Genomic DNA, 12,227 nt, shown 5'->3' on the forward strand with positions numbered 1-12,227 from the left:
TCTGACCCGCCAGTTGTTTGATGCTCAATTCCCTAAAGTTTTGATCAAAGTTACTTTATTCCCCCGGATAGCCCCGGCGGTTCTGCTTTTTCTCACTCAGCCTGCGCTTAAAGTCCAGGCGCTTTTCCTTCACGGCTTTACTGGGTTTGGTGGCCACCCGCTTCTTCACGGGGGTAAGGGCCTGGCGCACCAGCCCGTTGATCTTGCGTACCACGTTCTGCTTGTTGCCCAGTTGAGTGCGTTCTTCCTGCGATTTCACCAGCAGTTGCCCGTCCGCGGAGAGCTTGTTCTGCAGCTTTTCCAGCAGTAAGGTTTTCTGGGCATCCGTGAGCGAGGGGGAGTTTTGTATGTCAAAGTAGCCTTCTACCATGGTTTCCACCTTGTTCACGTTCTGCCCGCCCTTGCCGCCACTGCGCGCGGTGCGGAAGGTAATTTCCTCGGGCGATATGAAGGGAATCATATTTGTAAATTTATAATTTGTTGGGTTATATTTATGGCAAGATAAGCGTAATCCCTTAGTCATTATTTCATCATCATAAAACCTTCTTACGGATTTATTCACTACCGGGCAGTGCAGGGCGTAGGCTCAATGCCTTTTTTCATTATCATTGCGCTATGCGGGCAGTTATTCAGCGAGTTACCCAGGCCTCTGTTACCGTGAATGGCCAGATCACCGGGCAGATAGCAGCGGGGCTGCTGGTCCTCCTGGGCATAGAAGACAGTGACACGGCGGAAGATATCCAGTGGCTGAGCGCCAAGATCGTGAACCTGCGCATCTTTAATGATGATGCCGGTGTGATGAACCGGTCTGTAAAAGACATAGACGGTGGCATTTTAATTGTGAGTCAGTTTACCCTGTTTGCCGCCACGAAGAAAGGCAACCGCCCTTCCTATATCCGCGCCAGCAAACCGGATACCGCCATCCCTTTGTACGAGCAAATGAAAAGCACGCTGGCCGCTGATCTTGGCAAACCCGTGCCGGCCGGCATTTTCGGGGCAGATATGAAAGTGCAGCTGCTCAACGATGGACCGGTAACCATCCTCATTGATACCAAAGCAAAAGAATAATATCCATGACCATCAAGGAAGCCCAGGAAAAAATAGACAGCTGGATCAGCACCACGGGGGTGCGCTATTTCAGCGAGTTGACCAACATGGCCATCCTCACCGAAGAAGTGGGGGAAGTGGCCCGCATCATTGCCCGCCAGTATGGTGACCAATCCAGTAAGGAATCCGATAAGAAGAAAGAGCTGGCCGATGAACTGGCAGATGTAATGTGGGTGGTGCTCTGCCTGGCCAACCAGACGGGCATAGACATGACGGTGGCCCTGGAAAAGAATTTCGACAAGAAGAATATCCGTGACGCGAACCGCCACATCGAGAATGATAAATTAAAGCGCTAGGCGCAGGATGCCCGGCGTTGCAGCGCTGGCTTCGTTTTTGATTTTCCTCCAGCATATGAAACAGCCTTTTTCTGTAAAAGCCTATTGGCAGGTACTCCGGCAGGCCGGTGCTAATTTCATGACAGACAAGGTGCTGAAATTAAGCGCCTCACTGGCCTACTACACCATTTTTTCCATTGCGCCCATGATCATCGTGATCACTACGCTGCTCCGCGTATTTGTAGGGCGGGCCGCAGTGGACGGCATCGTATATGGCCGCATTAAAGGGCTGGTAGGCAACCAGGCCGCCCTCCAGATCCAGGATATGATCAAAAGCGCCGCCCTCTCTAACCACGGCACCCTGGCCGCGATGGTGGGAATCGTGACGCTGCTCATTGGTGCCACGACTGTGTTTGGCGAGATCCAGGACTCCATCAACATGATCTGGCAGCTGAAAGCCAAGCCCAGGAATGGTTTCATCAAGATCATCCTCAACCGCCTGTTATCTTTCTCCATGATCGTGAGCATGGGCTTTATCCTGCTGGTGTCGCTGATGCTCAATGGGCTCATCGAGTTGCTGAGCACCCGGCTCACTTACCTGTTCCCGGAGATCACCGTGGTACTGGTTTATGTAGTGAATATGGCCATTACCCTGCTGGTGGTGGCAACGCTTTTTGCCTGCGTTTTTAAGATCCTGCCGGATGCCCGTATTCAATGGAAACACGTAATGGTAGGGGCGATGACCACCGCGGTGCTGTTCATGCTGGGGCGCTTTGGCATCGGGTTTTACCTGGGTATGAGCAAAGTAGGTACCACTTACGGGGCCGCCAGTTCCATTGTGATCATCCTGCTCTGGGTATATTACTCGGCGGCCATCCTGTACTTTGGGGCAGAATTTACCCGCTGCTGGGTGGCTTACCGCGGGGCCCGCATTTACCCCAATGAGTACGCCGTGTGGGTAAAACAGGTCGCAGAAGAATCGACCGAAGCGCTGGACAGCCTGGCGGCGGTTAAGCCGGTTGAGCGCATTCCCATGCCGCCCGGTCCCCTGAAGCCGGGGGACGCAACCCTGGTCACTGCGGATCCGTCCAAGGGCTTTCACCCGCCAGCCCCGCCGGAACACCTGCCCCATGAAAGCCCTGACCAGCAGCAAACCAGGCCCTGAAGCAGGTTTCAGTGGATTTTTGTTGCCTGTGTCAATGATTTTTCCATTCCCTTACGCAGCATCTGGTGAAATGCCCTGTCCTGGCGGCATTCAGGCCATTTTTGCCACCCCATGGGGCAAATTGACTTTTTTGCTTTTTGCCATTATCTTTGCTGCCTTATGGCAACAGATCAGAACAATTTCCAGGCGATCATTTCGCATTGTAAAGAATATGGCTTCGTATTTCCTTCCAGTGAAATTTACGAGGGCCTCAGTGCCGTGTACGACTACGGTCAGTACGGTGCCCAGCTTAAGAAAAACATCCGTGATTACTGGTGGAAAAGCATGACCCAGCTGAACGACAATATCGTGGGTATTGACGCGGCCATCTTCATGCACCCCACCACCTGGAAAGCGTCTGGCCACGTGGATAGCTTCAGCGATCCCATGATCGATAATAAAGACAGTAAGAAACGTTACCGCGTAGACCACCTGATCGAGGCGTACGCCGATACACTGCCGGAAGCAGAAGGAGCCGCGGTGCTGGCACAGATGGATGACCTGCTGAAGGAAAATGATTTTGCCGGTCTGAAAGCCCTCATCGAAGAAAAAAAGATTGCCTGCGCCGTGAGCGGCACGGTAAACTGGACCGAGATCCGCAACTTCAACCTCATGTTCTCCACCCAGCTGGGTAGCGTTACCGATGAAGCCAGCGAGATCTACCTGCGCCCCGAAACCGCACAGGGTATTTTTGTGAACTTCCTCAACGTACAGAAGACCGGCCGCATGAAGATCCCCTTCGGTATTGCGCAAACCGGTAAAGCCTTCCGCAACGAGATCGTAGCCCGCCAGTTCATTTTCCGCATGCGCGAATTTGAGCAGATGGAAATGCAGTTCTTTGTACGGCCTGGCACACAGCAGGAGTGGTTCCAGCACTGGAAAGAAGCCCGTATGAAATGGCACCAGAGCCTGGGCTTTGATACAGCAAAATACCGCTTCAAGCCCCACATCAAGCTGGCCCACTATGCGGATGCGGCAGAAGACATCGAATTTGAATTCCCGATCGGCTTCAAGGAAGTGGAAGGTATCCACTCCCGCACCGATTTTGACCTGAAACAACACCAGGAATACAGCCGCAAAAAACAGCAGTACTTTGATCCCGAGATCAACCAGAACTATATCCCCTATGTAATTGAAACTTCCATAGGCCTGGACCGTATGTTCCTGCTGACCGTATGCGCTGCTTACGAAGAACAGGACCTGAGCACTGCAGATAAACAGGACAGCCGCGTGGTGATGAAGATCCCTGCTATGCTGGCCCCCATTAAACTCGCCGTGTTCCCGCTCACTAAAAAAGACGGCCTGCCGGAACTGGCCCAGGAACTGATCGATGAATGCAAACCTTACTTCCATACTTACTACGAGGAAAAGGACAGCATTGGTAAGCGCTACCGCCGCCAGGATGCCATCGGCACTCCCTTCTGCATAACGGTAGACCACCAGACCAAAGAAGACCACACCGTAACCATCCGCTACCGTGACTCTATGGAGCAGGAGCGCATCCACATGTCCGCTGTGCGTGACCTGGTGATGAAGGCTACGATGTTTTAATTGATCGTACAACGTACAACGTACAGCGTACAGCGTACAGCGTACAGCGTACAGCGTACAGCGGATAAAATAGCGAAGGCCGTAAATATGCAATGCATAGCTACGGCCTTTTTTATGCATATAATTTAAATGGCCTGAAATGCAGATGGATACTGCATTTCAGGCCATTGTATTAACAAGCGGCTGAGAGTACGTTGTACGTTGTACGCTGTACGTTGTACAATTTTTAATACTTATCCCACCACAACTTCTTACTGCCCTGTGTGTCTGTGCCCCCCATGGCCTGCACTGCTGACTGGTAGCTGGCGGCGTTAAGGGTTTGTTCCGACTTGGGATAGCTGAGGCGGTAGGGTACAAATTTTACGGAGCCATCTTCAATACTGTTGTAAGGAGCAAGGAAAAGGCTGTCACCATTGGGCTTTTTCGGGTCCAGGCGATTGCGTTCAAACCAGCCCTGAAGGCCTTGTGGATAAAGTGCCAGCCATTTCTGGGTGCCGATCACGTTTTTCCAGTCGCCGGCAGTGTAAGGCACATTGGCCAGGAAATTATTAGCGGCGGAGGTGTCGGCCCAGTAGCTGACGGACGATTTTACACCGTTGTTGTAGTGGGTGGCTGCATCCCCGGTGGCGAAGCCGCGGGCGGCTGCTTCTGCCAGGATAAACTCCACTTCTGCATACTGCATCAGGATGCCGGGCATGCTGGCGGAGTATACTTTGCTGCCGGGGTAAGAGTAATAGCCGGCGGCCTTGCGGTCCGGGTCGCTTTCAGACCAGCCGTAGCGCATGCCATTGATGGTATCCGGGATGGTCGCAGGGCGGGCGTATACCGGCAGGCGTGGATCGTGGGTATTACGCATATAATCCGTGAGCGTGGAGGATACATAGTACTGGATGATCTCACGCTGTGAGTTGTTGAACGGGAATGCATTCGGGTCCACGCCCAGGTATTTGAACTCGGCGTTGTCTGCATTGCTCGTCATCGCATTGGGTGCCGCTGTTTCAATGATCTTTTGCGCATCCGCATTTACATCCACTTCCCGCATGGCAATGCGCAGCAGCAGGGAGTTGGCCAGCTTTTTCCATTTCGCCATGTCACCGTTGAAAATACCGTCGCCGGTTTCAAAGCCGGGCAGGGTTTCATCCATGAGGGCAATCTGCGCCTGCAGGGTGTCTGTCAGCTGTTTGTACACAGTGGCAGCATCATCATATTTCGGCGTGATGGTCTTGCTGAGGTTATTGGTTTCCGAGAAAGGAATATTGCCATAGGCATCGGCCAGGATCTGGTAGATCCACGCTTTCATTACCCAGGCGCACGCGATCTGGTTTTTAGCAGCAGGAACATCCGCCTGGCGCAGGCGGTTCAGGCGGATGGATTCCTGCAGGTTGTTTACCGTGATGTACAGGCCACTCCATAAGGCATTGTTACTGCCTTCGTCCAGGGCATAGCGGCTGGAGTTTGCCTGGTCGCCGGTCCAGTATTGTGCATACAGCATACCGATGCTCCCGTTTTGCGTACCGGCGTAGATCAGGTCCATGGCATTTTTCTCGCCATAGGTGAAGAGGTATTCCGGCTGTGTGCTGCCCGACTTGGACGGGTCGTGGTTCATTTCGTCAAACTTGTTGCAGGCAGCAAGGCCCACCAGCAGCAAGAAGCCGAGACTATAAAGTATTTTTCGTGTAATCATTACCGTTAGTATTAGAATGAAACATTGAGGTTAAGCCCGTAAGAGCGCACGGAAGGCAGTGCACCACCTTCAATGCCCTGGATGTTGGAATCAGAGTTGATCAGGTTTGCCGGGTCCACGTTCGGTGCATTGCTCTTGATCAACCACAGGTTGCGGCCGTAGAGGGAAATGCGGGCACGCTGTGCGCCAATGTGCCTGTACACAGACTCCGGGAGGTCGTAACCCAGCTTCACTTCGCGCAGGTACCAGTAGCTGGCGTCGTAGAAGTTTGCCTTGCTGATGAACTTACCAAAGTCCTGGTTAAAGTGGTCTTTGGCCGTGATCACCGTGCTGTTCTTCGTACCATCCGCATGTACACCGGGGTTCACTACGCCATTTTCCCGGATGCCGTTGGCCGCGGTAAAGTCCAGCAGGCCGGACACGCCGCCGTACATATTGGTGTAAGAGAAGAAATCGCCTCCATGCTGGAAGTCCACCAGTGCGGAGAGATAAATTCCCTTATAGGAGAAGGCGTTGTTAATGCCTCCAAAGAAATCGGGATTGGCATTGCCCAGCACTTTCAGGTCGGAAGAGGGAACGTAGAAGCCGTTGTCATCCACCACTTTCTGGCCATTGAGGTACGTGTAGTCCGTGCCCACCAGGGTTCCCAGGGCATAGCCAGGTTTGGCCACCACGGACACTTTATTGGTCCTGCGGTCTGTACCCACGGTGATCTGGTCTGCGGTAAGGCCGTACTGTGGAATGTTCAGGTTCAGCAGCAGGTTCTTATTGCGGGCAATGTTTGCCGTGATATCCCAGCGGAAGCTGTTCTTCAGGCGGATGGGATTGAGCGACAGCCCCACCTCAAAACCTTTGTTGCTTACTTCCCCTGCGTTTACAAACGTGGCGTTAAAGCCGGTAGTGGGCGTAATATTGAACGGGATGATCTGGTCCTTGGTATGGCGGTCATAATAGGTGAAGTCAATACCAATATGATCATTCAGGAAGCGGATCTCCGTACCCGCTTCAATTTCACGGGTGCGTTCCGGTTTCAGATCAGGATTGTTCTTGGTGGTGCTCAGGCTGGTGATGGGGAAGGTGCCATACACCGGCAGGAAGTTGTACGTATCAAAAATGTTGTACGGGTCTGTATCGCTACCCACGGAAGAGGCGCTCACGCGCAGTTTGCCGTAGTCCAGCCATTTCCATTGTTTCAGCAGGTCGCTGTATACAAAAGAAAGCGAGGCGGAGGGATAGAAATATGGGTCCGGTACGGTGGAGCTGCGGTCTTCACGGCCGGATACTTCCAGGAACAGCAGGTTCTTAAACCCCAGGGAGGCGGTAGCAAAGCCGGAGTTCACCTGCTTTTCGTACGGGTTGTCAATGATCTGTGCGGGCTGTGCGGAGTTATTCAGGTTGTACACGTTTGGCTGGATGAGGCCACCCACAGTACTGCCACCCAGCACGCTCCAGGTGCGCTTCATGATGTTGCCACCTACCAGCGCGTTAAAGGAAAGTGATTTGCTGAAGTCCTTTTTGAAAGCGGCGGTCAGCTGGTAGTTCATTTCCCTCGATTGGCGCTCGCGTTTAATGTAGCCGCCCACCACGTAATCTTTTGCCGTGCGTTCTTCTTCCAGCGTGTTATAGCTGTCCATGAATACGCGGGCGCTTAGTTGCAGCCATTTCATGGGCTCATAGTCCAGGCCTGCATAGCCGTAAGTGCGGGTGCGGCTGTCGGTCTCGTAATCCCGGTAGCGGTTCCAGTAAGGGCCATTACTGGAGGAGAGCTTGGGATTGTCCCAGGAAGTACGGTTCCACGTGAGCTGGGAGCCGTCCGCGTAAGCATATTCTTTTTCTTTCTCGATATCCAGTTGGCGCTGCCCGTACATGGTAAACTGCAGGGTGGGGTTAGGCCCGGTAAAGCCGGTGCCCGGCCTGCCCAGCGCACGGAGGTCTGAGTAATTTACAGACGCTACGGCGTGCAGGTTTTTCTGCAGGTTGTAGTTAGCCGTAAAGGCCACGTTATTGCGCTTCAGGCCGGAATTGGCCAGGATAAAGTTCTGGTTCATATTGCCGTAAGAAAGGCGGTAGCTGCCTTTCTCATTGCGACCCGCAAACGCTACGTTGTTGGTGATGGTGAAGCCTTTGCGGTAAAAGTCGCGCACGTTGTTGGGATGGGCTACCCACTTATCCGTTTTACCAAAATCGGGGTTGCCTTTATCCTTGTCCCACGACCAGTAGGGGCGGATGATCTGCCCGTTCAGTTTGGGGCCCCAGCTGGCATCCTGGGAGTACTGCGGCAGCAGGTCATAACGGCCCTTGCCATTGTTATCGTCATAAGTGGCGGCGCTTTCGCTGAGGAAGGCTTCCGGGTGCTCGTTGTAATACAGGGTATCGAAGCCATTGGCGCCACCGCCGTATTGATTCTGGTATTTGGGCAGTACATACACCTCATCCATCTGAGCGTTGAGACTGTAGGTAACACCAATGCCTTTTTCCGTATCCGGGCCTTTTTTCATGGTGAGGAACACTACACCGTTTGCGCCGCGGCTGCCGTACAATGCAGTAGCAGCGGCACCTTTCAGTACAGAAACGTTGGCAATGTCTTCCGGGTTGATGTCTGCCAGGGCGCTGCCATAGTCGTAACCACCACCGCCATTCTGCTGGCCGGCCTGGTTGGTATTGTTGTTAAACAGGTACACCCCATCTACGATAAACAGGGCATTGTTATTACCCAGGATGGATTTGGTACCGCGCATATTCACCTTGGTAGAGCCACCCATGGACCCGGAATTGGTATTCACCTGCAGGCCGGGCAGCTTCCCGGAAAGGGCATTGGCAAAGTTCACTTCCTTGGCTTCCTGCACGGCATTGCCACCTACTTCTGCAATGGCGTAGCCTACGGAACGGGAATTCTTTTGTATGCCCAAAGCCGTTACCACTACGGTGTTCAGTGTTTTGGCAGTGCTCTTCGTGGTGGTAAGGGGAATATCCTGTGGTGTGCGTTTTTCCACTTTCACCTGTTGCTCATTGAACCCGATGGCTTTGGCCAGCAGGGTATCGTTGATAGAGGCTTTGATGGTAAACTGGCCGGAAGCGTCCGTGGTAGTGGTATCGTGCGTGGTTTTGTTCACCACCAGTGCACCGGGTACGGGTGCATTGTTTTCCGACACGGAGCCGCGGAGGTTGAACTGCCCGGCGGTGGCCGCTGCAGTGGCGGGGTCCGGGGGCAGGATGAGGGCGGTATCATTTTTCGGGCGCGTGGTATCGCTATGGGCCGCGGTGTTGCTGCTGTCCGCAGTTTTGGGCGTGATGACCACACCGCCTTTGGATGCCGTATCTGTAGCAGGTTTGGTCGTGTCAGCGCCGGCGGTTTTATTTGGCGAGATCACCACGGGGGTTGCAGTGGCGGGTTTGGTAGTATCAGCATTCGCCTTTTGGGGCGTGATCACTACCGGGGAAGCCGTGTTGGATGGTGTGGTATCTCGCAGTTGGCCGATCGATCGCGTTGCGGTGGATGTGCCGACCCTGTTCGTCCGCGCGCCAATACTGGCCGTGTACGATAACAGCATGCCGCACATGCCGCATAGCATCAGTACATTTTTTCTCATTAGTCAATCAGGTTTGGTTACAATTCTTGTTTATGTGATTTGTGTTTATTCGGGAGGTAAGTGCGGGAGGCACATGCAGGGGTAACACAAAAGGTTTTTGCGTTAAGTGATATGGTTGCATGTTGTTACTCTCCGGGACAAATGAGGACCGGTGCTGGCACTAAAGGTTTTTCCGCATCTCGTAATGAGGAATGCCTACTTCTTCAAATTCTGGTCCAACTGTTTGGTAGCCAAGTTTCGTGTAAAAGCCCTGGGCCACATTCCTGGCATGCATCATCAGCGTTTTGTAACCGGCGCTGATGGCCTGCGCTTCCGCAAATTCAACAAGGTCACTGCCCACACCCTGCTGCTGGTACTCATTGGCTACGGCCATCTGGCGCAGCTGCACCGTGTTGTTATCCACGCGCGATAAGATGCAGCAACCCACCATGCGCTCCGGGTGTGTGGTAGTAAAGCCGCCTATCAGTATATCATCTTTCTCACGGGCCAGGTATTCCGGCGAAAAGCTTAGCCCCAGCGGCTTACGGAGTATTGCATCCCGAAGGGAAACCATGTCTTCATATGCTTTACTTCCATAAACAAGTACACGAAAACTAAACATCAGGAAAAAATTAAAAAAAGGTTTTTCGTAAAAATCTGCACAGTATAGCATGTCTTTGCTCACAGACGAAACGGTTCGTATTCCTTACCAAATACAAAGCAGCAAACAACGTTAATAAATGGTTACATACTGCTAAACAGTAACACGCAAAAAACAGGTGCAAACCCCTATTGGGCACAAGCAGTATTGAAAAACAAATTTGGGATGGGGGTACAAAGATCAGGCCAACGCGGCCTTACCACTACCCAAAGGAGGGTAGTGGTGGCGGGTCTCAACATTAATTGGTAAAATAAAACAGCAGGATAGTTAACAAATGTTATCTACTGTTAACCGTGCATGCCAATATCGCGGAAGTAAGAAATGATCAACTCGCTCACTGTTTTTATACGGAGCATGGGGTCCTTAATAGCGAGTGCGGCAGGATGGCTGTTGGTGCAGATCACCCGTTTAATGATGTTGCTCTTCTTGATCTTTTCAAAGGCGCCGCCGGAGAAAAGGCCATGAGTGGTGATCACATTTATTTCTCTTGCGCCCGCTTGTTTGTAAGCATTGGCGGCATGCAGCAGGGAGCCACCCGTACGGATCATGTCATCATAAATGATCACCATCTTGTCTTTTACATCCGCGCTGATAGCGGTTACATGCGTTTCCTCGCCGGAAATGCGGCGCTTGAAAACAAATGCTGCGGGCACATGCAGGTCATTGGCCAGCGACTCTACCCACTTGGCGCGGCCTGCATCGGTACTGGCCAGCACAAAGTCTTCCCCTTTGGAAAGCTCCAGGGCTGCCTCCTCCACGATGCTTTTACCGTACAGGTGCACGGGGCGGATGTTGCCGTCAAAGTAATAAGAGATGCCTTCTGCATGCAGGTCCAGCATAATAATATTATTGCCCTGTGATGTCTGGGGCAAGGCGGAAAAGAGGATCGCACGGTTCTTGGCCTTTACGATTTCGCCCTGCTTGGCGGCGCGCTCCATCGTGGAGTAGCCAAAGAAGGGGATCACAATGTGGAGGGAAGAGGCGCCGCACTGTACTACGCCATTGGCCAGGTCGAAGAGCTCCAGGGTTTCCTGGTCGTCTATGGTGCCGCCCAGCAGGATCACCGGCTGGTTGCGGATGTTGGAAAGAATGCGGTGGTAATGTTCCCCGTCCGGGAAGTTGTGGATGGCCAGTTGGCCGGGTTCCCACTGCAGCCCCGCGTGGAGCAGCAGGTCGTCCCGTAAATATTGATAACGCTGTGAAGCAAATACGATCGGCTGCGGCATAAGATTTGACTAGGGCGTAAATATAATTAATTATTTACCCGAATTTTGCGCTTTCCCGGAAAGACGCAGGCTTCCAAGGCCCGCCCTGCGGGCACTTTTAACGTTTTATTTAGGATGGGAGCACTATATTTACAAGATTACTTATGAGCATGAGTCGCCTGTTTTTCTATATCGTAGCGCTAATATTTGTTTCACTGGCAGGCACACAGGTTGCACATGCACAGATCAGGGTTTCCGGGATGGTGGCTGATATGGAGGCCAAGACCGGCTTGCCTGCAGTGACCATCCAGAATCTCCGCACCAAAGAAGGCACCCTTTCCAGTGAAAACGGGCGTTTCTTTATCCAGGGTGAGCCCGGCGATACACTGGTGTTCACCATGCTCGGCTACGCCGCCCAGCACGAAGTGATCCCCGCAGCGGGCAGCATGATCATCTACATGAACCGCCGCATCTACGACCTGAACCAGGCTACCGTGAGATCCCGCAACTATCACCAGGATTCTATTGCCAACCGGCAGGAGTATGGCAAGTACTTCAACTACCATAAGCCCGGCGCCATGGATGTGCTGAAAACACTGCCCAGCAGCCCGATCACGGCCCTTTCCTACCTGGTGCCCAGCAAGGCCCGCAAGCAGAAAGAGCATTTCCAGAACACCCTGGTAACGTTTGAACAGGAGAAATTTGTAGACTACCGCTACAACCCGGACCTGGTGGCCCGCATGACCAAGCTGGAGCCCCCGGAACTGGATAGCTTCATGCAGAAATACCACCCCACGTACGACTTCCTCAAAACAGCTACGGATTATGACCTGCTGCTATACATCAAGCAGTCCTTTGAGCAGTATAAGCGCAATGAGGCCCAGGCCCCGAAAGATTCTACGGCAGGGGTACAGTAAATCAGGATAACAATACTTCGGCAGCGCTGCCTGATTCCGGCGAAATATTTTTGC

The 12,227-nt window shown here is 52.8% G+C and carries 10 protein-coding genes; 5 read left to right on the forward strand and 5 right to left on the reverse strand.

Features of this window, described 5'->3' with window-relative positions:
* Positions 1–55: 55 nt before the first annotated feature.
* Positions 56–460 carry an alternative ribosome rescue aminoacyl-tRNA hydrolase ArfB gene (gene arfB / locus DCC81_RS04980; RefSeq protein ID WP_108685479.1) on the reverse strand — a complete coding sequence of 135 codons (405 nt, stop codon included), beginning with the start codon at positions 458–460 and terminating at the stop codon, positions 56–58.
* Between the two features lie 155 nt (positions 461–615).
* Here arfB and dtd point away from each other — a divergent pair, with 155 nt between their 5' ends.
* The 4 genes from dtd to DCC81_RS05000 all read left to right on the forward strand — a co-directional run bounded on the left by dtd (position 616) and on the right by DCC81_RS05000 (position 4,137).
* A complete protein-coding gene (dtd, locus tag DCC81_RS04985) occupies positions 616–1,068 on the forward strand; it encodes a D-aminoacyl-tRNA deacylase (protein WP_108685480.1) in 453 nt (150 codons plus the stop codon).
* A gap of 5 nt (positions 1,069–1,073) precedes the next feature.
* Positions 1,074–1,403 (forward strand): nucleotide pyrophosphohydrolase, encoded by a 330-nt coding sequence (locus DCC81_RS04990; protein WP_108685481.1) that lies wholly within the window; start codon positions 1,074–1,076, stop codon positions 1,401–1,403.
* A gap of 55 nt (positions 1,404–1,458) precedes the next feature.
* Entirely contained in the window at positions 1,459–2,547 is a 1,089-nt protein-coding gene (locus tag DCC81_RS04995) for a YihY/virulence factor BrkB family protein (RefSeq protein ID WP_108686466.1), read from the forward strand.
* Between the two features lie 159 nt (positions 2,548–2,706).
* Positions 2,707–4,137, forward strand: a complete 1,431-nt coding sequence (locus DCC81_RS05000) for a glycine--tRNA ligase (protein ID WP_108685482.1) — start codon at positions 2,707–2,709, stop codon at positions 4,135–4,137.
* Positions 4,138–4,363: 226 nt separating this feature from the next.
* On the opposite strand, the gene DCC81_RS05005 is transcribed toward DCC81_RS05000, so the two are convergent.
* From DCC81_RS05005 to DCC81_RS05020, 4 genes are all read right to left on the reverse strand, one after another.
* A complete protein-coding gene (locus DCC81_RS05005; RefSeq protein ID WP_108685483.1) occupies positions 4,364–5,821 on the reverse strand; it encodes a SusD/RagB family nutrient-binding outer membrane lipoprotein in 1,458 nt (485 codons plus the stop codon).
* 11 nt (positions 5,822–5,832) lie between these two features.
* On the reverse strand, positions 5,833–9,411 hold the full coding sequence (locus tag DCC81_RS05010; protein ID WP_108685484.1) for a SusC/RagA family TonB-linked outer membrane protein: 3,579 nt from the start codon (positions 9,409–9,411) through the stop codon (positions 5,833–5,835).
* A gap of 160 nt (positions 9,412–9,571) precedes the next feature.
* Entirely contained in the window at positions 9,572–9,964 is a 393-nt protein-coding gene (locus DCC81_RS05015; RefSeq protein WP_240612899.1) for a GNAT family N-acetyltransferase, read from the reverse strand.
* 374 nt (positions 9,965–10,338) lie between these two features.
* Entirely contained in the window at positions 10,339–11,277 is a 939-nt protein-coding gene (locus tag DCC81_RS05020) for a ribose-phosphate diphosphokinase (protein ID WP_108685485.1), read from the reverse strand.
* 149 nt (positions 11,278–11,426) lie between these two features.
* On the opposite strand from DCC81_RS05020, the gene DCC81_RS05025 reads away from it, so the two are divergent.
* Positions 11,427–12,173, forward strand: coding sequence for a carboxypeptidase-like regulatory domain-containing protein (locus DCC81_RS05025; RefSeq protein ID WP_165806440.1), 747 nt, complete (start codon positions 11,427–11,429; stop codon positions 12,171–12,173).
* Positions 12,174–12,227: the final 54 nt, after the last annotated feature.

It is taken from the genome of Chitinophaga parva (assembly GCF_003071345.1).
Lineage (GTDB): Bacteria > Bacteroidota > Bacteroidia > Chitinophagales > Chitinophagaceae > Chitinophaga > Chitinophaga parva.